This is a genomic window from Geomonas diazotrophica (assembly GCF_018919385.1).
In the GTDB taxonomy this organism is placed as follows: Bacteria; Desulfobacterota; Desulfuromonadia; order Geobacterales; family Geobacteraceae; genus Geomonas; species Geomonas diazotrophica.
Genome location: NZ_JAHLMF010000005.1, coordinates 15,988 through 40,833, shown reverse-complemented (window position 1 = coordinate 40,833; position 24,846 = coordinate 15,988). Strand labels below are relative to the sequence as shown.

21 protein-coding genes are annotated in these 24,846 nt (G+C 62.2%); 19 read left to right on the top strand and 2 right to left on the bottom strand.

Annotated elements, in window-relative coordinates:
• Positions 1-26: 26 nt before the first annotated feature.
• The 9 genes from KOM00_RS06165 (at position 27) to KOM00_RS06125 (ending at position 8,344) form a co-directional block, all read left to right on the top strand.
• Positions 27-197 carry a hypothetical protein gene (locus KOM00_RS06165; protein ID WP_216497974.1) on the top strand — a complete coding sequence of 57 codons (171 nt, stop codon included), beginning with the start codon at positions 27-29 and terminating at the stop codon, positions 195-197.
• Positions 181-1,008 carry a metallophosphoesterase family protein gene (locus KOM00_RS06160; RefSeq protein ID WP_216497973.1) on the top strand — a complete coding sequence of 276 codons (828 nt, stop codon included), beginning with the start codon at positions 181-183 and terminating at the stop codon, positions 1,006-1,008. The genes KOM00_RS06165 and KOM00_RS06160 overlap by 17 nt, the downstream gene beginning before the upstream one ends.
• Positions 1,005-2,234, top strand: a complete 1,230-nt coding sequence (locus KOM00_RS06155; protein ID WP_239027635.1) for an amylo-alpha-1,6-glucosidase — start codon at positions 1,005-1,007, stop codon at positions 2,232-2,234. The genes KOM00_RS06160 and KOM00_RS06155 overlap by 4 nt, the downstream gene beginning before the upstream one ends.
• Positions 2,235-2,444: 210 nt before the next feature.
• Complete coding sequence (locus KOM00_RS06150) at positions 2,445-3,029, top strand: LemA family protein (protein WP_216497972.1); 585 nt, start codon at positions 2,445-2,447, stop codon at positions 3,027-3,029.
• A gap of 92 nt (positions 3,030-3,121) precedes the next feature.
• Positions 3,122-3,982: a TPM domain-containing protein gene (locus KOM00_RS06145; RefSeq protein ID WP_216497971.1), complete on the top strand. Its 861-nt coding sequence runs from the start codon at positions 3,122-3,124 to the stop codon at positions 3,980-3,982.
• Entirely contained in the window at positions 3,982-4,629 is a 648-nt protein-coding gene (locus KOM00_RS06140; RefSeq protein ID WP_216497969.1) for a TPM domain-containing protein, read from the top strand. Before KOM00_RS06145 ends, KOM00_RS06140 begins: the two co-directional genes overlap by 1 nt.
• Positions 4,630-4,823: 194 nt before the next feature.
• Positions 4,824-5,702 carry a response regulator gene (locus KOM00_RS06135; RefSeq protein ID WP_216497968.1) on the top strand — a complete coding sequence of 293 codons (879 nt, stop codon included), beginning with the start codon at positions 4,824-4,826 and terminating at the stop codon, positions 5,700-5,702.
• A 232-nt stretch (positions 5,703-5,934) separates the two neighbouring features.
• A complete protein-coding gene (locus KOM00_RS06130) occupies positions 5,935-8,193 on the top strand; it encodes a PAS domain-containing protein (RefSeq protein ID WP_236026781.1) in 2,259 nt (752 codons plus the stop codon).
• Positions 8,180-8,344 carry a hypothetical protein gene (locus KOM00_RS06125; protein ID WP_216497964.1) on the top strand — a complete coding sequence of 55 codons (165 nt, stop codon included), beginning with the start codon at positions 8,180-8,182 and terminating at the stop codon, positions 8,342-8,344. The genes KOM00_RS06130 and KOM00_RS06125 overlap by 14 nt, the downstream gene beginning before the upstream one ends.
• 9 nt (positions 8,345-8,353) lie before the next feature.
• Here the strand turns inward: KOM00_RS06125 and htpG are convergent, their stop codons facing one another.
• Together htpG and KOM00_RS06115 are read right to left on the bottom strand one after the other, a co-directional pair.
• Positions 8,354-10,288: a molecular chaperone HtpG gene (htpG, locus tag KOM00_RS06120; protein WP_216497962.1), complete on the bottom strand. Its 1,935-nt coding sequence runs from the start codon at positions 10,286-10,288 to the stop codon at positions 8,354-8,356.
• A gap of 214 nt (positions 10,289-10,502) precedes the next feature.
• Entirely contained in the window at positions 10,503-11,564 is a 1,062-nt protein-coding gene (locus tag KOM00_RS06115) for a 3'-5' exonuclease family protein (RefSeq protein WP_216497960.1), read from the bottom strand.
• 134 nt (positions 11,565-11,698) lie between these two features.
• Between KOM00_RS06115 and trpE the strand changes: the two genes are divergently transcribed.
• The 10 genes from trpE (at position 11,699) to serA (ending at position 24,727) form a co-directional block, all read left to right on the top strand.
• Positions 11,699-13,174, top strand: coding sequence for an anthranilate synthase component I (gene trpE / locus KOM00_RS06110; RefSeq protein WP_216497958.1), 1,476 nt, complete (start codon positions 11,699-11,701; stop codon positions 13,172-13,174).
• Positions 13,175-13,567: 393 nt separating this feature from the next.
• Positions 13,568-15,613, top strand: a complete 2,046-nt coding sequence (locus tag KOM00_RS06105; RefSeq protein WP_216497957.1) for a response regulator — start codon at positions 13,568-13,570, stop codon at positions 15,611-15,613.
• 33 nt (positions 15,614-15,646) lie between these two features.
• Positions 15,647-17,527 (top strand): ATP-binding protein, encoded by a 1,881-nt coding sequence (locus tag KOM00_RS06100; RefSeq protein WP_216497955.1) that lies wholly within the window; start codon positions 15,647-15,649, stop codon positions 17,525-17,527.
• Positions 17,528-17,600: 73 nt separating this feature from the next.
• A complete protein-coding gene (locus tag KOM00_RS06095; protein WP_216497954.1) occupies positions 17,601-18,047 on the top strand; it encodes a response regulator in 447 nt (148 codons plus the stop codon).
• Positions 18,048-18,278: 231 nt separating this feature from the next.
• Positions 18,279-18,848 (top strand): anthranilate synthase component II, encoded by a 570-nt coding sequence (locus tag KOM00_RS06090; protein WP_216497953.1) that lies wholly within the window; start codon positions 18,279-18,281, stop codon positions 18,846-18,848.
• 148 nt (positions 18,849-18,996) lie between these two features.
• Entirely contained in the window at positions 18,997-20,055 is a 1,059-nt protein-coding gene (gene trpD / locus KOM00_RS06085; RefSeq protein WP_216497952.1) for an anthranilate phosphoribosyltransferase, read from the top strand.
• 3 nt (positions 20,056-20,058) lie between these two features.
• Entirely contained in the window at positions 20,059-20,859 is an 801-nt protein-coding gene (gene trpC, locus KOM00_RS06080) for an indole-3-glycerol phosphate synthase TrpC (protein WP_216497951.1), read from the top strand.
• 54 nt (positions 20,860-20,913) lie between these two features.
• Entirely contained in the window at positions 20,914-22,269 is a 1,356-nt protein-coding gene (locus tag KOM00_RS06075; RefSeq protein WP_216497950.1) for a TrpB-like pyridoxal phosphate-dependent enzyme, read from the top strand.
• Between the two features lie 156 nt (positions 22,270-22,425).
• Positions 22,426-23,046, top strand: coding sequence for a phosphoribosylanthranilate isomerase (locus KOM00_RS06070; protein ID WP_216497949.1), 621 nt, complete (start codon positions 22,426-22,428; stop codon positions 23,044-23,046).
• 82 nt (positions 23,047-23,128) lie between these two features.
• Entirely contained in the window at positions 23,129-24,727 is a 1,599-nt protein-coding gene (serA, locus tag KOM00_RS06065) for a phosphoglycerate dehydrogenase (protein WP_216497948.1), read from the top strand.
• Positions 24,728-24,846: the final 119 nt, after the last annotated feature.

Here is a 24,846-nt window from a genome sequence, read left to right as displayed (position 1 = left end):
TGCAAATCTTTATTGGGGGCGCGGTGATGCTTGATGAAGATCTTGGACTCGACCTCGGTATTCTCTGCCGTTGCTGTGATTGCAGGACCATTCGCCTGCCTGACAAAACCGGACTGTCTGAGAGCCAGGTGGCCGCCATCGAGAAATTGTGCAAGCTCTGCATCGAGAGCAACAAGCAGTATGCCGTCAACAGCTGATACCTCCAACACGTGCAGGAGACATCCGGTCGGTCTCCTGCTGCTCCTTTGTCTGCTTCTTCCGGCTTTTTCCTACGCCGATACCCTTTTCCAGCGCTCCGGTGCACTCCTCGAGGAGAAGGCTCGCCAAGCCTCGGCCGATGACTACTGTTTCGTGGTCATGGGGGACAGCCGCTCCAACGACGCCATATTCGCGAAGGCGCTGCGCACCGCGGCCGGCTTCAAACCTCTCTTCATCCTGCACGGCGGCGACTACTCCACCGAGGGGGGCGAGGAGGAGACCGGCAACTTCCTGTCCCTGGTTGAGAAAAACGCGCCATGCATCCCGGTCTTCGTGGTGCTGGGCAACCACGAGAACCCCAGGGTCTTCGAGAGGGAGATCGGTCCCCCGCGCTTCGCTCTTTCCGTACCACGACTCGGGCTGAAGGTCGTCGCCCTGGACAACTCGCGGGAGGCACTGCATCCCGTGGAACTCGACTATCTCAAGAAGGAACTTTCCAGAGCGCCCGGCGTCACCTTCGTGGCCATGCACGTCCCACCCGAAACCGGCCGCTGGCGCGGCCATACCTTTGTCAAGGGGGCGGCGGAGCTTGAGCGGATGGTAGCCGCCGCGCCTGCAGTACAGGGACTTTTTTTCGCCCACTCCCACCTCTACGACGCGAGCGTCTTCGGCGGCGTGCCCGCTTTCATTTCCGGCGGTGCCGGAGCGCCACTGGTCTGGATCAGTCGCTACGGCGAGAGGGTCAACCACATCATCGTGGTCCGGGTAAAAAACGGCAGGGCAAGCTACCAGATGGTGCAGCTCAAGTGACGGAGGATCTGCTTCACGTCGGGGATTCCGCGGCGGTGCATGGGGACGAAACCGCTCTGCTCGAGGAGTGTTACCGGCAAGCCCTGCTCCTTTTGCGGGAAAACTCCACCCCGGACGGCATTCTTGCCTCGGCGCGCAACCGGAGATCATCCAGGCGCAACTACGACGCCATCTTCGGGCGCGATGCCGCGATCTGTTCCCTGGGCATGGCCCTGTCCGGGGACTTTGAACTGCTCCAGGCAGCCGAGGCAGGCCTGCTCACCCTGGCGCGGCACCAGGCCCGCAACGGCCAGATCCCCAAGTTCGTGAAGCCGGAAATCGCCGAGGTGGACTTCTGGTACGCGGGGTGCGTTGATGCCACGGTCTGGTGGCTCATCGCGGTCCACTTCCTGGACCGGGTGGCGCCGCAACTGGGCCTGGCCGAGCGGCTCTCCGCCAACGCGGTGCGCGCCCTTTCCTGGCTCGAATGCCAGGAGCACCAAGGGTGGCACCTCTTGCAGCAAAACGACTGTGCGGACTGGGCCGACATCATGCCGCGGTCGGGCTTCGTGCTCTACACCAACGCGCTCTGGTACTGGGCCAAAAGGCTTTACAACCTCCCCACCGCACGCGCAACCCGCGACTTCGCCCGGCTCCTCTTCAACCCCTTCGACAACGCGATTCCCGACCAGAAGCGGGTCCGTCTCATGCGCCACTACGTCCGCAACGGCAGCCGACCGGCCCCCTTTCTGCTGAGCTACGTGAACTTCTCCTTCTGGGGTGAGGAGATCGACATCTTCGGCAACATCCTTGCCTACCTGACCGGGCTGGGGGTCCCATCCGATGCCGGTAAGATGGTGGCGGGCGTCGCCGCCCTGAGCGCAAACGATCCGCACCCCGTGCGCGTGGTGGGGACCCCCATAGAGGTGGGCTCCCCCCGCTGGCGTCCGTACATGCAGCGGCACCGGCAAAACCTCCCTTGGCAGTACCACAACGGCGGCGCCTGGCCCTTCGTGGGAGGGTTTTGGGTGGTGCTGCTGGCGATGCTCGGGGAGCGGTCCCTGGCACGCGCTGAACTGGTGAAACTCGCGCTCAGCAACAGGGTTAACGGTTGGGAATTCAACGAGTGGTTTCAAGGACAGACGGGCGAGCCGATGGGGATGCCCCGGCAGTCCTGGAACGCCGCCATGTACCTGGTCGCCTTCCGCGTCCTCGCCGACGGTACCAGGATCTTTCCCCAAGGCTGACATGGTGCAGCACTACTGAAGCTGGCCCGCCGCCGGCCTTTCAACCCTCTGTTGCCCGGCTCATTGACTCTACCTGCAAGCCTCCTGCATCCAGCGGACTGACTTTTTGACTGTTCCTCGGAATTACTTGTATTTTTCCACTCTCAACAGGTGACATTTGGCCGCACGATGATTATTATTGTGCTCATGCCATTCAAGGAGGATTAGATCATGAAACGCTTGACGTTACTGTTGCTTTCGTTGTTCACCCTTGCCGCCCTTTCCGGCTGCGGCTACAACACGATGCAGGCCAAGGAAGAAGCCGTTTTCGCAGCATGGGGCGATGTCGAGGCTTCCTACCAGCGCCGCACAGACCTGGTGCCGAACCTGGTCGAAGTGGTCAAGGGGTACGCCAAGCACGAGGCGGAGACCCTGAAGGCGGTCACCGAGGCGCGCGCCAAGGTGGGCTCCATGCAGGTTTCCAAGGACGCCATCAACGACCCCAAGACGATGCAGAACTTCCAGCAGGCCCAGTCGCAGTTAAGCGGCGCCCTGTCCCGCCTCATGGTCGTCGTGGAGCGCTACCCGGACCTGAAGGCGAACCAGAACTTCATGGATCTGCAGAACCAGCTTGAGGGGACCGAGAACCGGATCAACGTGGCGCGCGTGCGCTACAACCAGGCGGTTCAGGATTTCAACACCACCATCAGGACCTTCCCAAACTCGCTCACCAACTCCATGATGCTGCATCTGCAGCGCAAGGAACCGTTCAAGGCGGAAGAGGGTGCCAAGGTGGCGCCCAAGGTGAAGTTTTAGAGGCAGGTCAAGGTCGAGGTTGAGGTCAAGGACCATAGTGGGGGGCTTAACCTCAACCTTAACCTTAACCTCAACCTTATTTAGAGGCGGGCATGAAAAAGCTGTTTTTGCTCCTGACATTCTTCCTGACCGTCCAGGTCTGCTCAGCGGTCGAGGTCCCGCCCCTGCGCGGCCACGTGAACGACTACGCCTCCATGCTGTCGCCTCAGGTGGTGCAGCAGTTGGAGAGCGAGCTTGCCGCTTTCGAGAAAAGCGACTCGACCCAGATCGTGGTGCTCACCATCCCGAGCCTGGAGGGGGAGGTGCCGGAACAGTACTCCATCAAGGTGGTGGAAAAGTGGCAGCTGGGGCAAAAGGGGAAGGATAACGGCGCGCTCCTGCTGGTTGTCAAAAACGACCGCAAGATACGCATCGAGGTGGGGCGTGGGCTGGAAGGAAAACTGACCGACCTCACGTCCGGACGCATCATCCGCAACGAGATGAGTCCGGCCTTCAAACAGGGGCAGTTCGACCTGGGCATCGCCCGCGGCGTGGGAGCCATCATGGCCACGGTGCGCGGCGAGTACCAGGCCCAGCCAAGCGACCTGCGCCACGGCAAGAAGGGGGCTCCCCCCATACTGACGCTGCTTCTCTTCGTCATGGTCGCCTCCGTCTTCCTGGGCGGCATCTCCCGCTTCCTTGGAGGCGTGGCCGGCGCCGTCGGGCTCCCGATCGCCGCCTTCATCTCTTTCTCGGGGCTATCGCTGCTGCTTTTGGGGATTCTGGCGGTAGTCGGTTTCCTGGCCGGCCTCTTCATCGCCTTTCTCTTCTCCTCGGGAGGACGCGGCGGGTTCATGGGAGGCCCCCCCTTCTTCGGCGGCTTCGGCGGGGGAGGGGGCTTCGGCGGCGGAGGGGGAGGATTCTCCGGCGGTGGCGGCAGCTTCGGCGGTGGCGGTGCTTCGGGAGACTGGTAATGGACATTTCTCACAAATCGATAGCTAACGACTATTTCAGCGCCGACCAAAAAGAGGCCGTCAGGCTGGCGGTGGCCCGCGCCGAAGCCCGTTCCAGCGGCGAAATCGCTACCATGGTGGTATCCGAGAGCGATCGCTACCGCGAGGCAGAGGCGCTGGGAGCGCTTCTCTTGTCCGGCTTCGTCGCGGTGGTGGTCGCCGTGCTTTTGCACCACGTCACTATCTGGACCTATATTCCCCTGGTTTTTCTGCTCTATTTCCCGGCGCTCTTGTTCCTGCGGCGCTTCCCGCGGCTGAAGCTCTCCTTCGTCGGGCCAAGGCGCCTGGCCGAGGCGGTGAGCGAAAGGGCGCTCGTTGCCTTCTACCAGCAGGGGCTGTACCGGACCCGGATGGAGACCGGCATCCTCATCTTCATCTCCCTCCTGGAGCGCAAGGTTTGGATCGTCGGCGACCGGGGCATCAACGAGAAGATCCCCCCGGGTTACTGGAAGACCCTGGCCGAACGGCTGGCGCAGGGGCTTCGCGCCGGGCGCGGCGCTGAGGCGGTCTGCGAGGTGGTAGAGGCCTGCGGCAGCGAACTGGAGCGGCACTTCCCGCGCCGGGAGGACGATCGCAACGAGCTTCCCGACGAGATGATCATTTCTTGATCATCTTTTTGCCGATTCTGCCGATATAGAAATTGACTTTCCACCGGTTCCACACCCATTATTGAAATTCGCGCGGCGGCCGCGACACCCGTTTCGCTCCGGCTCACGGCCCCACCGCCAGGAGAAACTCCCGTCCAGAAAGGAAGAGCAGCAGCCGCGGCGGGTGGCAGCACCCCCCGCAGGAGAAGGATCGCATGACCGCAGACATCAAGCCCATAGTCGAACCACAACCAACCCGCAAACCCCTCGGGGAGATCTTCGTCGAACGCGGCCTGTTGACCAAGGCCTCGGTAGACCGGCTGATCGCCCACGCCAAGAGCAAGAACATCCGCCTGGGCGAACTGCTGGAGGTGATCGGACTGGTCACCCCGGACGAGCTCGCCGAGGCGCTCGCCATCCAGTACCGCGTCAGGAAAATCGGCGACTTCGCCAAGTACAACTACGCGCAGAACGTGCTCAAACTGATCCCGCTCGAGATGGCGGTAAAGCACAGCATCTTCCCGTTGAAGCTGGACGACGGCCGCCTGGGGCTCGCCGTCGCCGACCCGACCACCGACCAGCTCTTCGCCGCCATCGCTGCCCAACACAACCTGAAGCTGGTCCTCTACGTCTCCACGCGACTTGAGATAAACCGGGCCATAGCGCGGCACTACCTGGGGCAGACCATAGCCGGCCCCGCCAGCAAGTCGATCCTCCTGGTCGAGGACGACCAACTCTCCCGCGAGATGGTCGCCAAGATTCTGACCCGCCAGGGGTACGCCGTGGAGACCGCCATAGACGGCATGGACGCCTTCAGCAAGATCTTCACTTTAAAGCCCAAGCTGGTGATCACCGACAAGGTCATGCCCAAGCTCGGGGGGTACGAATTCCTTTTCGCCATCAAGAACATCCCCGAGTTCCGTTACATGCCCGTCATCCTGATGACCGCCGCTGCTACCCCGGACGAGGAAAAGGAGGCCCTGGAAAAGGGGTTCTTCGATTTCGTGCTGAAGCCGGTCAAGGAGATCGGTCTGCTTACCAGGGTGAAGCGGGCTTTCGCCAGCAGGGAAGCCCTCTACGGCAAGACCGCCTGACGGTTTCCACCCCTCCACACCGCGGGCGGGGCAGACGCTGCCACCACCGGAGCGCCCGTTCCCGCTCATCCTTTCCTCCCTCCGCGCCCTTGACCCCGCTTTTCCCTAATGAAGTTGCTGGTTCCTGCCGAAAAGTAACCTGACCTCACTCCATCCCTCATTCCACGTCATGCCGCACCCGCTTGGGACGGGGCTTGGCTGCGGGAGCCTACGGCAGGCAGCAGGAGAGCAGATGAAACACCTCGCACAACCCGCATCCGGAAGTTCCACCTGGCAGCGCCTGTCGCCCGGCTTCGCCGCCGTGCTCGTTCCCGGGGGATTGCACTGGCAGGGAGACTGGCTGCAACTGGCAGCGGCGGTCGCCCTGTTCGCCCTGCTTGCGTTGGCCCTGGGCAAGACCGTACAGGTGAAGGCCCGCAAGCAGGCCCAGGTCGAGGAGGAGCTGCGGCGCGCCAAGGAAGAGCTCGAACTGAGGGTCGCAGAGAGAACCGAGGAACTGCACAGGGCCAACGAGCAGCTGAAACAGGAACTCGCGGTACGGGAGCGGGCCGAGGAGGAACTGCGGCAGGGGCGCAACATGCTGGCCCAGATCATCGACACCATCCCGCAGTTCGTCTTTTGGAAAGACAAGAACAGCGTTTACGAGGGGTGCAACATCGTCTTTGCCAGGGCCGCCGGCCTGGAGCGGCCCGAAGAGATTCGCGGCAAGGGCGACTACGACCTCCCCTGGCTGCGGGAGGAGAGTGACGCCTATCGGGCCGACGACCGCGTCGTCATGGACAGCGGTACCGCCAAGTACCACATCATCGAGCAGCAGTTGCAGGCCCATGGCGAGCGCTATTGGGTGGACACCACCAAGGTCCCGCTTTGCGACGAAAGCGGCGCGGTGGTCGGCGTGCTCGGGGTGTACGACAACATCACCGAGCGTAAAGGGATCGAGGAGGCGCGCGACCGCGCGCTCGCGATGCTGGAATCGCTGCTGGCCTCGTCTCCGACCGGGATACTGGTTTACGAGGGGGAGAGCGGTGCCTGCGTCAAGGCCAACCAGGCCGTGGCGAACATGGTAGGTGCGAGCATCGAGCAGATGCTCGCGCAGAATTTCCGCCAGATCCCCTCCTGGGAGGCGATGGGGATCCGCCAGCTCGCGGAACAGGTCCTGGCCGACGGGCAGACCCGGAGCATGGAGGCATCGGGTGCATCGACGTTCGGTGCCCCACTGGAATACGAATGCTTCGTGTCGCGGTTCGACGTCGAGGGGAAGCACCACCTGATGTTCATCGCGGTGGATATGTCCGAGCGCAAACAGCTGGAGCAGGAGAAACGCCTGATAGAGGCCCAGATGCTCCACGTGCAGAAACTGGAGAGCCTCGGGGTGCTGGCGGGAGGAATCGCGCACGACTTCAACAACATCCTCATGGTGGTGCTGGGGAACGCGGACCTGGCACTGCTGCGCGTTCCACCCGATTCGCCAGCCTGTGAAAACCTGGTCCAGATCGAGCAGGCCGCCAGCCGCGCCGCCGACCTGGCACGCCAGATGTTGGCGTACTCCGGCAAGGGCAACTTCGTCATCGAGAAGCTGAACCTGAACAGGGTGGTACAGGACATGGGCCCGATGCTCGAGGTGTCCATCTCCAAGAAGGCGCAGCTTCGCTACGACTTCGCACCGGACCTCCCCGCGATCAGCGGCGACGCCACCCAGTTGCGCCAGGTGATCCTCAACCTCGTCATCAATGCCTCCGAGGCGATGGGGGAGGGGACAGGGGTCATTTCCATCGGCACCAAGGCCATGGAATGCGACCGCGCCTACCTCTCGGAGTCCTGGATCGACGACCGGCTCCCGGAAGGTTGCTACGTGGTGCTTGAGGTTTCCGACACGGGGTGCGGCATCGACCGGGAGGTCATTCCGAAGATCTTCGACCCCTTCTTCACCACCAAGTTCACCGGCCGCGGGCTGGGCATGGCTGCGGTCCTCGGCATCGTGCGAGCGCACAAGGGTGCCATCAAGGTCTACAGCGAGAAAGGGAAGGGGAGCAATTTCAGGCTGCTGCTCCCCTGCATCGCCGGCGCGGCCGACCGCCCCGATCCCCCCGTGCAACAGGCGCTTTGGCGCGGCAGCGGTACGGTGCTGCTCGCCGACGACGAGGAAAGCATCCGGGCTCTGGGGAGCGACATGCTCAAGGCCCTGGGCTTCAGCGTTAAGCTGGCTTGCGACGGGCGCGAAGCGGTGGAGATTTTCAAAAAGGGCATGGACGACATCGTCTGCGTCCTGCTCGACCTGACCATGCCCAACCTGGACGGGGAGCAGGCCTTCGGGATCCTGCGTGCCCTGAAGCCCGACGTCAAGGTGATCATGTCCAGCGGCTACAACGAGCAGGAGGTGAGCCTGAAGTTCGCGGGGGGAGGCCTTTCCGGCTTCATTCAAAAGCCCTACAAAATGATGGAGATGAGCCGGAAGCTCTCCGAGGTGCTGGGGGGGGATGGGCACGGTTGAGGTTGAGGTTGAGGTTGAGGTTGAGGTTGAGGTTGAGGTTGAGGTTGAGGCAAAAAAGGAGGGGCGCCCCTTGGGGACGCCCCTCCTTTTCAGTTCTTTTGCAGGCGAAAAAGCCGGGAGGTCGCGTCCCTCCCGGCTTTTTTCATGGTGACAGGTGGCGCTATTTCCCGCCGACCACCATCAGTTCGCTGACCAGCCTGGTGAAGCGCAGCGGGTCCTTGATCGGGGAACCCTCGGTCAAGAGGGCCTGGTCGAAGAGGAGCTCGCTGTAGTCGGCGAGCTTGGGATTGTTCTTGTCCTTCTCGTACATGGCGGTCATGACCTGCATGATCTGGTGCTCCGGGTTGAGCTCGAGAATCCGCTTCCCTTCCGGGACCTCCTGGTTCATCGCCTTCAGGATCTTCTCCATGTTGGCGTTGAGACCCATCTCGTCGGCCACCAGGCAGCAGGCGCTCTCGGTCAGGCGCGAGGAGAGGCGGACCTCCTTGACGCGGTCCTTCAGGGTCTCCTGGATGTACTCCATGACACCGCCGAACTCCTTCCTGGCCTCCTCCTTCTTGGCCTCCTTCTCCTTTTTTTCCTCCTCGGTGTCGAGCTCGAGGTCGCCCCTGTCGATCGCCTTAAGGTGCTTGTCCTGGTACTGGTTGACCGCTTGCACCACCCACTCGTCGACCGGGTCGGTCATGTAGAGGACCTCGTAGTCCTTCTTGCGCAGTGCCTCCATGTAGGGGGAGTTCTCTACCGACTCGCGGGACATGCCGGTGATGAAGTAGATCTCCTTCTGCCCCTCGGGCATGCGCTCGACGTATTCCTTGAGGGAAACGAACTTCCCTTTCTCGGTCTTGGAGCTCTCGAAGAGGAGCAGGTCCTGCAGCTTCTCCTTGTTGGCGTAGTCGAAGTGGATCCCTTCTTTCAGGACCGGACCGAACTCGCCGTAGAACTTCAGGTAGTCGTCGAAGTTCTTCTCCTTCATCTCGGCGAGGGTGGAAAGGACCTTCCCCACCAGGGACTTCTGGATGCGCTTGATCTGCACGTCCTCCTGCAGGATCTCGCGGGAGACGTTGAGCGGCAGGTCGGATGAGTCGACCGCCCCCTTGATGAAACGGAGGTAGTCAGGGAGCAGCGCCTCGCAGTTGTCGGTGATGTAGACCCGCTTCACGTAGAGGTGGACGCCCTTTTTGTGGTCGCGCAGGAACAGGTCGAACGGCTTGTGCGACGGGATGTAGACGATGGCCTTGAACTCGCTGACCCCTTCGGCGGAGTAGTGGATGGTGGAGAGCGGCTTGTCGTAGTCGTGGGAGATGTGCTTGTAGAACTCCTCGTACTCCTCCTCGGTGATCTCGCTCTTGGAGCGGGTCCAGATCGCCTTCATGGAGTTCAGGGTCTCCTCGGTGGTCTTGTCGATGGTGCCGCCGCCCTCGATCACCTTGCCCTCGGCGTCCTTTACCGGCTCGGAACGGGTGATGTCCATCACGACCGGGTACTGCACGTAGTCTGAGTACTTCTTGACGATGGAGCGGATCTTCCACTCGTCCAGGAATTCCTTCATCTCGTCTTTCAGGTGCAGCACGATCTCGGTGCCGCGGGTCTCCTTCTCACACTCCTCGATGGTGTAGGAGCCGTCGCCGGTGGACTCCCAGCGGCAGCCGTACTGCTTCTCGCCAGCCCTGCGGGTGGTGAGGACCACCTTGTCCGCCACCATGAAGGAGGCGTAGAAGCCGACCCCGAACTGGCCGATCAGTTCAGGGTTGTCGGCGAGGTTCTGTTCCTTCAGGGCGGCCACGAAGTTCTTGGTGCCCGACTTGGCGATGGTGCCGATGTTGTCGGCGACCTCGTCCATGCTCATGCCGATGCCGTTGTCGGTGATGGTGAGGGTGCCGGCGTCTTTGTCGGCGTGCAGCTTGATCTTCCACTCCGCGTTCCCTTCCAGCAGCTCCATGTTGGAGTGGGATTCGAACTTTATCTTGTCAATGGCGTCAGACGCGTTGGAGATGAGCTCCCGGAGGAAGATTTCCTTGTTGGAGTAGAGGGAGTGGATCACCAGATCCAAAAGCTGCTGGACCTCGGTCTCGAACTTCTTGACGGTTTTTGCCATGTCTGGGTGGTCTCCTTTGGTCTTAGTGAATGGTCGGTGGAACATAATCACGGAGATGGGGAATTTCAAGGGGGAGCGGCTAAGAAAACTGTAGGGGCGAATAATCATTCGCCCGCCTTTGGTTTCACCGTGTACCCCCGCGCTAGGAAGAGGCACCGGCGCTGGGCGAATAATTATTCGCCCCTACAAGGAAGGCCGCCCGGGATGTGTGGTCTTAAAGCTTCAGATACTGTTTGAGTATGGCGGGGTGCAGGTGCTCCCTCATGACCTCCCAGGCCTCGCGCAGGGCCTCGGCATCGTGCAGGGCGTGGTGGGGCGGGAACTCGTTGTAGGCCTCGGCGTGGGCTTTCTGCAACAGCTCGAAAAGCCCAGGGAAACTCTCGCTGTAGTAGTGGATCGGTGCGGGGTAGAGGTTTTTCGGGAAGTCGTCGTGCAAAAGGTCCACCATGAGTACCCAGTCAAACCCCGGCGCGTCGCATACCACCCGTACCGGGACAACGAAAGAGTGTAGCCACTCGGCGAGCCTGCGCCTGGCGTAGTTCCGTTCCTGGAAAAAGTCACCACCGGTCAGCTGAGGCAGGACGTTGGCAGTCACAAACGGCGAGCACCCTTCGGGACTCCAGCCGTCCGCGAGTTCTGCGTAGAAGCTCTCGCCGTTCGCTGAGACCAGCGCGATGCTGATCAGTTGCGGGTAGTCGAAATCGGTGAACTCGGTGTCCAGGAACAGCAGCATCGGCTCTTCTGCGGCCAGTTCCGGAGCGATGGGTGCCGCTTTCGCCTTCTGCGGCTTCCGCTTCCTGGCGTGAACCGGGCAGAGGGTTTTCGCGAAGCCGTGCCCCAGCTGCAGCGACCCGGGTGCCCCGCACTCAGAGCAGACGGCGGCGGCCTTGTGCTCTGCGTCCCTTGCCAGCTCCTTGACGATGAAGGAGCTGGATTCGATCCGGACGAAGAGCCCACCCAGCCTCTCTTCGGCCTTGAAATGACCGACCCTCGGCATCCCCAGGTGCTCCATCGCCTCGATGGCGGTGCAGAGGTCCCAGACCAGCGGGTACCAACCGGCGCCGCAGCGCACGCTGCCTGAGGGGGGATTGAGGTAGCGCGGGAAGCGGGAGGCCAGCTTTTCCAGCGCGATGTCCCCCTCCGGTTTCACCCATTTCTCCCAGGAGAGGAACATCTTCTCGGTCGCCCGCTTGAAACGTACGATCAGGTCCACAACCTTCAGGGCGAAGGCCGAGAACCGCTCCCTTAATATGACCACTGTCTTAGGTGTTTTCATTAGCACAAGATTCTACCAGACTCCCCCTTTCTTGACACCCTTTCATCGTTATGTTACTAAGGTCGGGCCAAAACTCTTTTCCGCGCAAGGGGATAGCCGTACCGATCACCTCGCACGCCACTAAAAGGAGCCCCATGTACTGCCCCGATTTCGCGACGTTCCAGACCCTGTCCGCACAAGGCAACCTGATCCCGGTTTACCGTGAGATCCTGGCCGACCTGGATACCCCCGTTGGGGCCTTCAAGAAGATCGACGACGGCCGCTTCGGATTCCTTCTGGAGAGTATCGAGGGGGGCGAGAAGTGGGGACGCTACACCTTCCTCGGCTCCTCCCCGGCGGTGGTCATCCGCGGCAAGGACAACTGGGTCGAGATCGTCGAGGGGGGCGAGGTGCGCCGCATGGAGGTCTCCGACCCCTTGAACTACGTCCGGGATTACATGTCGCGCTACCAGCCGGTCGAGGTTGCAGGGATCCCGAGGTTCTTCGGCGGCGCGGTCGGCTACCTGGGGTACGACGCGGTGCGCCACTTCGAGACGCTGCCGGACCAGAACCCGAGCCTCATCAACACCTACGACGCCTACTTCATCATCACCGACACCATCGTCATCTTCGACAGCCTGAGCCAGAAGATAAAGGTCGTTTCCAACGCGCACCTGGACGGGAACAGCACACCCGAGGCCGCCTACGCCGAGGCGGTGGGCAAGATCGAGGGACTCATCGAGCGCCTCAAGAAGCCGCTGCCGGCCACGCAGAAGAAGCCTGCCCAGGGGAAGGTGGAGCTGGCATCCAACGTAAAGCGCGAGGAATTCGAGTCCTGGGTGACCCGCGCCAAGGAATACGTCAGAAGCGGTGACATCATCCAGGTGGTGCTCTCCCAGCGCTTCTCCGGCGATCTCACCGTGGATCCCTTCGACATCTACCGGGTCCTGCGCACCTTGAACCCTTCCCCCTACATGTTCTTCCTGCGCCTGGACGAGACCATGGTGGTGGGCGCCTCCCCCGAGGTCATGGTGCGCAAGGAGGGCGAGCTGGTCGAACTGCGGCCCATCGCCGGCACCCGCCCGCGCGGGGCAACTCCCGCCGCCGACGAGGAGCTGGCCCAGGACCTCCTGGCCGACCCCAAGGAGTGCGCCGAGCACGTCATGCTGGTGGACCTTGGGAGAAACGACCTCGGGCGAGTCTGCAGGATCGGCAGCGTCAAGGTCTCCGAGCTCATGGTGATCGAGCGCTACTCGCACGTGATGCACATCGTCTCCAACGTGCAGGGGGAGCTGGCGCCGGGACACGACGCCTTCGACGTGGTGCGAGCCACCTTCCCGGCCGGGACCCTTTCCGGAGCCCCGAAGGTGCGGGCCATGGAGATCATCGACGAGCTGGAAGGGGTGCGGCGCGAGGTCTACGGCGGCGCTGTGGGATACTTCTCCTTCTCCGGGAACATGGACATGGCCATCGCCATCAGGACCCTGGTGATCAAGGACGGCAAGGTGCACCTGCAGGCCGGCGCCGGCATCGTCGCCGACTCCGATCCCGCCGCCGAGTACGTGGAGACGGTGAACAAGGCCAAGGCCGTGGTCAAGGCCATAGAGATGGCCGAGCGCGGCCTGGACTGAGACCCGCTTCGCCTGGTACCGCTACCCACTTCGTTTGAAGAGGGCGCCCGGATTTTCCGCGCGCCCTTTTTTATTCCCCCGCGTTCGCCCCTTTCACTCCCTTCGTAAACTCATTAATTTAATACTACTTTCTGCGTCTCTCGTTTAGTGGTTGCAGCCCTCACTCCCCATGCTGCCGACTGTCAGAGGAGGACAGGAGACAAAATCTGGCGTTGTATTGGCTGAATTTAATTTTAAAAATACTATCGAACAGCAGACTAACGGGTAAATTATTGTAAAATTTTTCCTCGATCGAATGTTTGGTTCCTTGCGTTGCCACTGCACAATCCTTGCTGTGCAATTGAGCGGCCCGCTGTGAGAACTTGTCACACAGAAGATGCAGGAGTTGAAAGCATGGCCTCCTATACCCCCGTCAAGAAAATCCTTGTAGTCGAAGACGATGACGCCCACGCGGAGTTGATCCGGCGGGGGTTCAGCGACCTGTCCGGCCAGTACGAGCTGACCGTCGCCGCAACGGTGAAGGAAGCGGTGGAACGCATCCGCAGCCTGGATTACGATATCGTGCTCACCGATTACCTCCTTCCCGACGGCAAGGGGGGGGACCTGGTGGCGCATTCCGCGAACATAGCGCCGGTGGTGATGATGACCTCCCACGGCAGCGAGCAGGTGGCGGTGGAGGCGATGAAGTCCGGCGCCATCGACTACGTGGTGAAGATGCCGGAGGTCTTCGATGCCATGCCCCGCATCGTCGAACGTGCCCTGCGGGAATGGGACCACATGCTGGAACACAAGCGGGCGGCGGAGGCTCTCAAGCTGCAAAGCCATCGGCTCGAACACGAGGTGAGCGAGCGGCAGTTGGCCCAGGAGGCCCTGCAGGAACAGGCGCTGCTCCTGAAAAAGGAGATCGCGGACCGGAAGCTGGCCCAGGAGACCCTGCGTCTTAGCGAGGAAAAGTTCCACAAGGCCTTCGACAGCGCGCCGCTCATCATGGTGATCACCGACATTGAGGAGGGAGTCTTTCTCGACGTGAACAGGAAGTTCGTGGAACTCTCCGGCTACGGCAGGGACGAGGTGCTGGGGCGCACCTCCACTTCGCTTGGTTGGATCAGCCCCCTTGATCGTAAGGCCTTGATCGACAAGCTGGATGAGGACGGTCAGGTCACCGGAATGGTGGTCACCCTGCATGCCAAGGACGGCCGGACCCTCAAGGGGGAGTACTACTGCCAACGGATCACCGTGGACGGCCGCGAGCGACTTCTGGCCGTCGCCCTCGACATCACCGAGCGCATGAAGCTCGAGGAGCAGCTGCGCCACTCGCAGAAGCTGGAGGCGGTGGGGGTGCTGGCCGGCGGGGTCGCCCACGACTTCAACAACATCCTCACCGTGATCGGCGGGTACTGCGAGCTGCTCAAACTGGACCTGGCCGAGGGGAGCCCGGTCCGCGACAAGGTGATGCAGATCTCGGCGGCGGCGGACCGGGCCGCGAACCTCACCCGCAGCCTGCTCGCCTTCAGCCGCAAGGGGGAGGTGAAGGCCGCTCCCGCGAACCTGAACGACATCGTACGGGGAGTCGAGAAATTCCTGCGTCGCATCATCGGCGAGGATATCGCCCTCACCACCTCGCTTGCTGAAGGGTCGCTCTGGGCCATCGTCGACAGCGGGCAGATTGAACAGGTACTGATGAACCTGGCCGCCAACGCCCGAGACGCCATGCCCAAGGGGGGCAAGCTCTTCGTCGAGACGGAACGTCAGGAGATTGACCAGGCGTTCGTGCACGCCCACGGTTTCGGCACGCCGGGCCAGTACGCCCTGCTCACCCTCTCCGACACCGGCGAGGGGATGGACGAGGCCACCCGCAAGAAGATATTCGATCCCTTCTTCACCACCAAGGTCGTCGGCAAGGGGACCGGGCTGGGACTCGCCATCGTCTACGGCATCGTCACGCAGCACAAAGGGTTCGTGAACGTCTACAGCGAGCCGGGCATCGGCAGCACCTTCAGGATCTACCTCCCCGCCATCAGCGCCGCCGAGCCGGAGAAAAGTCTGCCGTCAGTGGAACCGGAGGTGCGGGGGACCGAAACGATACTGGTCGCTGAGGACGATCTGCATGTCCTCGACCTGGTGGCGTCGATTCTCAGGCAATACGGCTACGACATCATCCATGCCGCCAACGGCCTCGAGGCGGTACAGAGGTTCAAGGAAAACCCGCAGATCAAGCTGGTGCTCATGGACATCATCATGCCGGTCATGAACGGCAAGGAGGCCGCCGAGACCATCCGGGAGTATCGTCCAGACGCCAGGATCCTTTTCACCAGCGGCTACACGGCAGACATCATTCGCAGCAGGAGCGACCTCGACGAAGGCGCCGAACTGGTGATGAAACCGGTCAAGCCCATGGTGCTTTTGAAAAAGATTCGGGAGATGCTGGACCGGCCCTAGCCGGGACCGGATCCGCATGGAGAGATAGCCGGCATGGTCACCCAGTTCCACAAGATACGCCGCTTCGCCCTGGTCCTCGTGCTTTTCTGGAGCGCGGGGATTGCTTTCTCCTTCTACTGGTTCTACCGCGGAGAGCAGCAGACGGTGCTGGCCATCGCCCGCGCCGAGGCGCGTGCCACCTTCGAGAAAGACACCCTGTACCGGCGCTGGGCCACGCTGCATGGCGGGGTCTACGTTCCCGCCTCCGACCTCAGTCCTCCAAACCCTTACCTGAACCATATTCCGGAGCGCGACGTCACCACCCCATCGGGGAAGGCGTTGACGCTGGTGAACCCGGCCTACATGACCCGGCAGGTGTTCGAGCTCGCCGACAGCCAGAAGAACCTGGTGCGCGGTCACATCACGAGCCTCAAGCCGATCCGGCCGGAAAACCTGCCCGACCCGTGGGAGGCCAAGGCGTTAAAGCTCTTCGAGACCGGGGTGAAGGAGGTGAGCGAGGTACAGGAGATGGGCGGCCGCCCCTACATGAGGCTGATGCGCCCCTTCGTGACCGACACCCCCTGTCTTAAGTGCCACGCCGCCCAGGGATACCGTGTCGGTGTCATCAGGGGCGGGGTCAGCGCCTCGGTGCCGCTGGAGGTTGATGCGGCGGTGATGGGTGACGTGATTACCGGGGCAGCGGTGAGCCACGGCTTCATCTGGCTCCTGGGGGTGGGGCTGATCGGCACCGGGGCGCGTGTTCTCAGCCGCAGCGCGCGCGTGATCGAGGAGCGCGAGGAGCGTTACCGGACCGTGGCGGACTACACGGAGGGTTGGGAGTACTGGCAGGGGCCGGACCACGCCTTCCGTTACGTATCACCCTCCTGCGAGGAGCTTTCCGGCTACAGCCGGGAGGAGTTTTACGCCGATCCCGACCTTTTGCACCGCATCGTCCACCCCGAAGACCTGCAGCACTACCAAAGCCACGTCAGCGACTCATTCCGCGGCACCCCAAAGCCCCTGGACTTCCGCATCATCAGGAAGGACGGCGAGGTGCGCTGGATCGCCCACGTCTGCCGGCTGGTCTATACCTCAAGCGGTGCGGAAAACGGTATCCGCGGCAGTAACCGCGACATCACCGACCGCAAGCTCGCCAGCCAGGCCCTGCATGAGCAGGCCGAACTTTTGGAGAAGGAAGTGCGCGAGCGCGTGGAGCGCGAAGCGGAGCTGGAGGCGAAGAACGCCGAGCTGGAGCGCTTCACCTACACCGTATCCCACGACCTAAAGAGCCCGCTCATCACCATCAAGGGGTTCGCCGGCGCGGTGCTGAAGGACATCGAGGGCGGTAACCTGCAGAGGCTCGACGGCGATGTGCGTCGCATCATGGGGGCTGCCGACAAGATGTCCGCCCTTTTGGGCGACCTGCTCGAACTTTCACGCATCGGACGGATCGTCAACGCCCCCTCGCTCATCGACATGAACCATCTGGCAGGGGACGTGCTTGGCCAGCTTTCCGGGCCCATCCAGCAGGCCGGCGTGGAGGTGGTGCTGCCGCCTGACCTCCCCAGGGTGTGGGGGGACCAGCCCCGCATCGGTGAGGTGCTCCAAAACCTCGTGGAGAACGCCATCAAGTACAGGGGAGAGCAGCATAAGCCCCGCATCGACATCGGTGTGCGCGAGGGGGCGGATGGGCCGGTGTTCACGGTGCGGGACAACGGCGTCGGGGTGGCGGCCCAGTACCACGAAACGATCTTCGGGCTCTTCAACCAGTTGGACGCGCGCTCGGAAGGGACCGGGATCGGCCTGGCCCTCGCGCGGCGCATCGTTGAGTTTCATGGCGGAAAGCTTTGGGTGGAATCGGAAGGAGCGGGGCAGGGGAGCACCTTCTGCTTCACGCTGGGCACCCGCCCTCCCGACCCGAACAAACAGGGATGAAGGGGGTGAATGGGATGCAGAGGGTACGATGAACTCTCCCTATGCATCCGGCCCCCGTTGAAAGGAGCGAAATATGATAGAAGGCGAACCGTTGTGTATCCTGCTCGTCGAGGACAACCCCGACCACGCCGAACTGGCGATGCGCAACCTGAGCGATGCAGGACTGGTCAACCGCCTGTTCCACGTCGAGGACGGAGAAGCCGCCCTGGACTATCTCAACAACCGCGGCCGGTTCGCTGACGCAACTGCCTATCCCCGCCCGCACCTGGTGCTCCTGGACCTGCGTCTCCCCAAGGTCGACGGCATCGAGGTGCTGAAGCAGGTGAAGGGATCGGATCAACTCAAATCCATTCCGGTCGTGATACTGACCACCTCAGCCGCGGAGCGCGATCTGGCCCAGGCCTATGATCACTACGCCAACTCCTACCTTACCAAACCGGTCGATTTCGACTCCTTCAGCAACCTGCTGCGCGACCTTGGCTTCTATTGGCTCGCCTGGAACAGGCGTCCAACGAGCTAGCCTCGGTAAATATTGTTTTGACCAGGACAAATGTTTCCTCCCATGCCGCTGGGGTAATGCCGTTTTTCTCCTTCCGGGCCCCGGTACGTCACCCCTTTTTATGCTTTTCCTGTCGGATTTTCTTGAGTTTTGGGCGCGAAACCTTTATATTTTCCTCTTTCAAATTTACAGCAAATGAGTGGGGTTCCCGGCGCTTTCCTGCCGGCTCCTCGACTGCGGCGGGTCCCAGCTATGCTCCTCATGATCGACAACTACGACTCCTTCACCTACAACATCGTGCAGTATTTGGGCGAGTTGGGTGAGGAGGTCAAGGTCTATCGCAACGACAAGATCACCATCGCCGAGATCGAGGCTCTTGCCCCCGATCGTATCGTCATCTCCCCCGGTCCCTGCTCTCCGGCGGAGGCTGGCATCTCGGTCGAGGTCATCCGCCATTTCGCCGGCAAGATCCCCATCCTTGGCGTCTGCCTTGGTCACCAGTCCATCGGGTACGCCTTCGGCGGCACTATCGTCAAGAGCGCGACGCTGATGCACGGCAAGACATCGCCGATCCTGCACGACGGCAAGGGGCTCTTCGAGGGGCTCCCGAACCCGTTCGCCGCGACCCGTTACCACTCCCTCATCGTGGAACGCGACACGCTTCCGGCCGAGTTGGAGATAACCGCCTGGGTCGCAGAGGGGGAGATCATGGGAATGCGGCACCGCACGCTCCCCATCTGGGGGGTGCAGTTCCACCCGGAGTCGATCCTCACCGAGGGGGGGATGGATCTTTTGAGGAACTTCTTGAAGATGTCCAGGTAGTGCTGACAGTTCCCTCTCTCCCCGGGAGAGGGTTAGTGTGAGGGCGCCGGCATCCGCGCCAAGCGTGCAGGACATCCCTCATCCGCCCTTAGGGCACCCGACACCCTTTTACCTTTGTTTCTTTGAATTCCGTTTGGAAGGAGTTGCTATGATTCGTAGGGCCATTGCACGCGTCGTGGAGCGGGAGAACCTCAGCGAGGCTGAGATGATCGAGGTGATGGACCAGATCATGTCCGGCGGGGCGACCCCGGCCCAGATCGCCGCCTTCATCACCGCCCTCAGGATGAAGGGAGAGACCGTCGACGAGATCACCGGTGCGGCACGGGTCATGCGCGATAGAGCCCTTCCCATCCGGGTCGGCAAGAGCGTCCTCGGCATCGACCGCGACGACATCAACCTCGACCGCGAGACCATCCTCGATACCTGCGGCACCGGCGGTTCCGGCACCAACTCCTTCAACATCTCCACCACTGTCGCCTTCATCGTTTCCGCCTGCGGCGTCAAGGTCGCCAAGCACGGCAACCGCGCCGTCTCCTCCTCCTGCGGTTCCGCCGACGTCCTCGAGGCGCTGGGCGTCAACCTCGACGTCACCCCCGAAACGGTGGAACGCTGCATCTCCGAGATCGGCATCGGCTTCCTGTTCGCCCCCGCGCTCCACGGCGCCATGAAACACGCCATCGGCCCCCGTCGCGAGATCGGCGTCCGCACCATCTTCAACATCCTGGGCCCGCTCACCAACCCGGCCGGCGCGGACTGCCAGGTCCTGGGGGTCTACCGCGAGGAACTGGTCGAGAAGCTGGCACAGGTGTTGAAAAAGCTCGGCTGCCGCCGCGGCTACGTGGTGCACGGCAGCGACGGCATGGACGAGGTGACCCTGACCGGAGAAAGCACCATCGCCGAGGTCAGCGCCGACGGGGTCAAGGTGTACAAGGTCACCCCCGAGCAGTTCGGGCTGGAGCGCGCGCCGCTTGCCGAACTGCACGGCGGCGACGCCCAGGGCAACGCGGTCATCGTCAGGGAGATCCTCTCCGGCAAGGACGGCGCCAAACGGCGCATAGTCCTTTTGAACGCGGCCTTCGCCCTCGTGGCCACCGGCAAGGCTGCCGACATCAAGGAAGGGATCAGGCTTGCCGCCGAGACCATCGACTCCGGGCGCAGCCTGAAGCAACTGGAACGGCTGGTGGCCCTGACCAACGAGGTGCAATAGCAGATGACCCAGGTACCCGACGTACTCAGAAAGATAGTCGACTACAAGCAGGGCGAGCTCGAGGCCGCCATGCGTGCGGTTCCGCTGAACGAGATCATGGACCGCTTGGCCGACCTCGAAGACACCCCGCGCGGTTTCCAGAACGCCATCCTCAACGCGCTTGGCTCCGGCTGGACCCCCATCATCGCCGAGGTGAAAAAGGGATCCCCCTCCAAGGGGCTGATCAGGGCAGACTTCGACCCGCTGCAGATCGCGATCACCTACCAGGACAACGGCGCCACCTGCCTCTCCGTACTCACCGACGAGCACTTCTTCATGGGGCACCTAAGCTACCTGGCGCTGATCCGCGAGCAGGTCTCGCTGCCGCTTTTGCGCAAGGATTTCATCTTCGATCCCTACCAGATCTACCAGGCCCGGGCCGCCGGCGCAGACGCCATCCTGCTCATCGCCGCCATGCTCGACGTGCCGCAGTTGCGCGATTTCCACTGCCTTGCTAAAGAACTCTCCATGGACGTGCTCCTCGAGGTGCACGACGAGAAGGAGCTGGAGATGGCGCTGCAGACCGACTGCAGCATGATCGGCATCAACAACCGCGACCTGCGCACCTTCCAGGTGGATATTGCGACATCGGAACGCCTGGCGGCCCGGATCCCGGCCGGCAGGATCATCGTCGCCGAGAGCGGCATCAACACCCGCTCCGAGATCGTGCGCCTCACCGAGAAGGGGTTGCACGCCTTCCTGATCGGCGAGTCCATGATGCGCGAGCCGGACGTGGGGGCCAAACTAAGCGAGCTGCTGGGGTAGAGGGCAGCGCTAAATCCAATGTGATTTCATGTTCCATCTGACAAAGGAGTGGCTATGAATACCAAGTTCTTGCTTGACGAGTCCCGCATCCCGAAACAGTGGTACAACATAATCCCCGACATGCCGGGTCCGCTGCAGCCGGTGATCAACCCGGTCACCCTGAAGCCGGTGACACCGGAGGACATGACCCCGATTTTCCCGATGGCCCTCATCGAGCAGGAGATGTCCAACCAGCGCTGGATCGACATCCCCGACGAGGTCCGCGAGAAGTACCGTATCTGGCGTCCGTCGCCGCTGTTCAGGGCGCACCGGCTCGAGCAGGCGCTGCAGACGCCGGCCAAGATCTACTACAAGTACGAGGGCGTTTCGCCGGCCGGCTCCCACAAGCCCAACAGCGCCATCCCGCAGGCCTGGTACAACAAGCAGGCCGGCATCCGCAGGCTGGCCACCGAGACCGGCGCCGGCCAGTGGGGGAGCTCGCTCGCCCTGGCCTGCTCCATGTTCGGCCTGGAATGCACCATCTACATGGTGAAGGTCTCCTGCACGCAAAAGCCCTACCGCAAGAGCATGATGCAGCTTTGGGGCGCCACGGTGATCCCGTCCCCCTCCGAGTTAACCAACGCCGGGCGCAGCATCCTGGCCCACGACCCGGACAACCTGGGGAGCCTTGGCATCGCCATCTCCGAGGCGGTCGAGGATGCCGCCACCCACGATGACACCAACTACGCGCTGGGGAGCGTCCTGAACCACGTCTGCCTGCACCAGACCGTGATCGGCCTTGAGGCGAAGGAGCAGATGGCGCTGGCCCAGGATTACCCGGATGTGGTCATCGCCTGCTGCGGCGGCGGTTCCAACTTCGCCGGGCTCACCTTCCCGTTCCTCATGGATCGCGCCAATGGGAAGAAGGTGCGCTGCCTGGCCGTGGAGCCTGCCTCCTGCCCGACACTCACCAAGGGGGTCTACGCCTTCGATTACGGCGACACCGCGAAGCTAGCTCCCATCACCAAGATGTACACCCTGGGGCACGACTTCATGCCGCCGGGGATCCATGCCGGCGGCCTGCGCTACCACGGCGAGTCGGCGCTCATCTCGCAGCTCTACCACGCAGGCGAGATCGAGGCCAAGGCCTACAAGCAGAACGCCTGCTTCGAGGGGGCGCTCCTCTTCGCCAGGACCGAGGGGATCGTCCCCGCCCCGGAATCCTCCCACGCGTTGCGCGCCGCCATCGATGAGGCGGTGTTTGCCAAGGAAGAGGGGAAGGAGAAGACCATCCTTTTCGGGCTCTCCGGTCACGGCCAGCTCGACATGGGCGCCTACGACGCCTATCTCTCCGGTCAGCTGGAGGACTTCGAGTACCCCGCGGAGCTGATCCGCCAGTCCCTGGAGAGGCTCCCCAAGGTGTCTCTGTAGGGAAGCGCCTCGGTAGCAACCTGAGCGCCGAAAGGGGAGGGCACCCGACGGGTTCTCACCCCGACAGGGGTTTCTGATTTCTCGGACCTCCTCTGATTTTCTCCGCGGCCTGCGGTCTTGACTGTGGAAGTTGAGTAATTTTAAGGGTATACGCGCATGACAAAGGTCAAGATTTGTGGCATAACATCGGAGGACGATGCTCTGATGGCCGTCGATGCCGGGGCTGACGCCCTGGGTTTCGTCTTCTTCGACAAGTCTCCCCGCTTCATCGGAGCGGAGGCCGCGCAGAAGATCATCGCCAAGCTTCCTCCTTTCGTCCAGGTGGTCGGCCTTTTCGTCAACGCGGATCTCGACGTGGTCAACAGCACCGCCGATTGCTGCGGCCTGGACATCGTACAGTTGCACGGCGAGGAAAGCCCGGAATACTGCCGATTGATAAAGCGCAGGGTGATGAAGGCGTTCCGCGTGCGCGGGCCCGAGAGCCTGACCCCTCTTTCCGAGTACCGGGTTGCCGCCTACCTGCTCGACGCCTATTCGCCCAACGCCTACGGCGGTACCGGCGAGGTCTTCGACTGGGACTGCGCCATCGCCGCAAAGGAGCATGGCCGCATCGTGCTGGCCGGAGGGCTCACCCCCGAGAACGTTGCCGAGGCGGTGAGGCGGGTTCGGCCCTACGGGGTGGACGTCTCCAGCGGGGTCGAAGCGTCTCCCGGCAAGAAGGATCCGGACAAGGTGCGCCGTTTCATCCAGTTGGCCAAGCATCCACACCCGATCTGAAGCAGCAGGAAACTCGAACGCAGACGTAGCACGTAGCACGTAGAACTTAGAACTTGTTTCTAACCCAAACAAAGGAGTGGCAATGAAGATTATCGTAACCGATGAGGTGGCTCACGAAGGACTGGCGATTTTGCAGCGCGACCCGCGCGTGCAGATGGACATCAAGCTGGGACTTAAGAAGGAGGAGCTTTACTCGATCATTGGTGATTACGACGTTATCATCACCAGAAGCGGCACCACCGTGGACAAGCCCCTGCTCGACCATGCGACCAACCTGAAGCTCGTCGCCCGCGCCGGCGTAGGAGTCGACAACGTCGATGTCGACTACGCCTCCGCCAAGGGTGTCATCGTTGTGAACGCACCCTTCGGCAACACCAACAGCGCGGCCGAACACGCCATGGCGCTTTTGCTTTCTTTCTGCCGCAACGTCACCAAGGCCAATGGCTCCCTCAAGGGGGGCGCCTGGAAACGCGCTCCTTTCACCGGCTACGAGCTGAAGGGAAGGACAGCCGGCGTCATCGGCCTGGGCAAGGTCGGCGGCCGCGTCGCCACCCGCCTCAAGGCCTTCGAATGTGAAGTGCTCGCCTGCGACCCGTACATCGCCGAGAAACGCGCTCATGACCTTGGCGTCAAACTGGTCACCCTCGACGAGATCATCAAGAACTGCGACATCATCACCGTCCACACCCCGCTCACCAGCGAGACCCACAACATGATCGGCAAGAAGGAACTGGCCGCCATGAAGGACGGGGTCATCATCATCAACGCAGCGCGCGGCGGCATCATCAACGAAGAGGCGATGCTGGAAGCCCTCGACTCCGGTCGCGTCGCCGGCGCCGCCTTCGACGTCTGGAGCCAGGAGCCGCCCGACTCCGAGACCTTGAAGAAACTGATCGGCCACGAGAAGATGGTGGTCACCCCGCACCTGGGTGCCAACACCTTCGAGGCGCAGGTAAACGTCGCCGTCGACGTGGCCAAGGAAATCCTGCGCTACATGGACGAGCAGCCCATCGAGAACGCCATCAACATCCCCAAGTTCGACGCCTCCCTCATGGGGCAGATGCGTCCCTACCTGAACCTGGTGAACGTGCTGGCGGACTTCATCATCCAGCTGGTCGACACCAACCTGAACAAAATCACCTTCACCTACACCGGCGGCCTGGCGCAGTACGACTGCACCCCGATCACCGTCTGCGGCCTCGCTTCCCTGTTGAACCGCAGGGTGGAGCAGGAAGTGAACATGGTGAACGCGCAGCTCGTGGCCGACAGCATGGGCACCGTGGTCGAAGAGGTGAAGACCAAGAACTCCGAGGACTTCTCCAACCTGATCACGATAACCATCGAGGGGCCGGGCGAGAAGCGCCTGATCTCCGGCACCGTGTTCGAGGGGGTTCCCCGCATCGTCAAGCTGCGCGACTACCAGATGGACTTCCGTCCGGAGGAGCACATGCTGCTCATGGCGTACGGTGACCGTCCGGGCATCATCGGCAAGATCGGCACCATTCTCGGCAAGCACGAGATCAACATCGCCGCCATGAACCTGGGGCGTCGTGAGAAGAAGGGGGAGGCGATGGTCATCCTGTCGCTCGACTCCGCCGTCCCCGCGGACGTCGTGGAAGAGGTAAGGAAAGCCACCGAGGCGACCTTCGTGAAGCCGCTCTACCTGATCACCGCGAAGTAAGGCAGGATAGAAGAGCAGGAAAAGAAAAGGCCCCCGGCGCAAGCTCGGGGGTCTTTTTCATTGTTTGATACTGCAAATTCTGTTTAGGGGCGAGTAACCGTTCGCCCCTTATTCGTGCC

Coding starts and splice junctions, on each gene's coding strand:
- KOM00_RS06165 (WP_216497974.1), top strand. CDS start 27: ATGCTTGATGAAGATCTTGGACTCGACCTCGGTATTCTCTGCCGTTGC.
- KOM00_RS06160 (WP_216497973.1), top strand. CDS start 181: ATGCCGTCAACAGCTGATACCTCCAACACGTGCAGGAGACATCCGGTC.
- KOM00_RS06150 (WP_216497972.1), top strand. CDS start 2,445: ATGAAACGCTTGACGTTACTGTTGCTTTCGTTGTTCACCCTTGCCGCC.
- KOM00_RS06145 (WP_216497971.1), top strand. CDS start 3,122: ATGAAAAAGCTGTTTTTGCTCCTGACATTCTTCCTGACCGTCCAGGTC.
- KOM00_RS06140 (WP_216497969.1), top strand. CDS start 3,982: ATGGACATTTCTCACAAATCGATAGCTAACGACTATTTCAGCGCCGAC.
- KOM00_RS06135 (WP_216497968.1), top strand. CDS start 4,824: ATGACCGCAGACATCAAGCCCATAGTCGAACCACAACCAACCCGCAAA.
- KOM00_RS06130 (WP_236026781.1), top strand. CDS start 5,935: ATGAAACACCTCGCACAACCCGCATCCGGAAGTTCCACCTGGCAGCGC.
- KOM00_RS06125 (WP_216497964.1), top strand. CDS start 8,180: ATGGGCACGGTTGAGGTTGAGGTTGAGGTTGAGGTTGAGGTTGAGGTT.
- htpG (WP_216497962.1), bottom strand. CDS start 10,288: ATGGCAAAAACCGTCAAGAAGTTCGAGACCGAGGTCCAGCAGCTTTTG.
- KOM00_RS06115 (WP_216497960.1), bottom strand. CDS start 11,564: ATGAAAACACCTAAGACAGTGGTCATATTAAGGGAGCGGTTCTCGGCC.
- trpE (WP_216497958.1), top strand. CDS start 11,699: ATGTACTGCCCCGATTTCGCGACGTTCCAGACCCTGTCCGCACAAGGC.
- KOM00_RS06105 (WP_216497957.1), top strand. CDS start 13,568: ATGGCCTCCTATACCCCCGTCAAGAAAATCCTTGTAGTCGAAGACGAT.
- KOM00_RS06100 (WP_216497955.1), top strand. CDS start 15,647: ATGGTCACCCAGTTCCACAAGATACGCCGCTTCGCCCTGGTCCTCGTG.
- KOM00_RS06095 (WP_216497954.1), top strand. CDS start 17,601: ATGATAGAAGGCGAACCGTTGTGTATCCTGCTCGTCGAGGACAACCCC.
- KOM00_RS06090 (WP_216497953.1), top strand. CDS start 18,279: ATGCTCCTCATGATCGACAACTACGACTCCTTCACCTACAACATCGTG.
- trpD (WP_216497952.1), top strand. CDS start 18,997: ATGATTCGTAGGGCCATTGCACGCGTCGTGGAGCGGGAGAACCTCAGC.
- trpC (WP_216497951.1), top strand. CDS start 20,059: ATGACCCAGGTACCCGACGTACTCAGAAAGATAGTCGACTACAAGCAG.
- KOM00_RS06075 (WP_216497950.1), top strand. CDS start 20,914: ATGAATACCAAGTTCTTGCTTGACGAGTCCCGCATCCCGAAACAGTGG.
- KOM00_RS06070 (WP_216497949.1), top strand. CDS start 22,426: ATGACAAAGGTCAAGATTTGTGGCATAACATCGGAGGACGATGCTCTG.
- serA (WP_216497948.1), top strand. CDS start 23,129: ATGAAGATTATCGTAACCGATGAGGTGGCTCACGAAGGACTGGCGATT.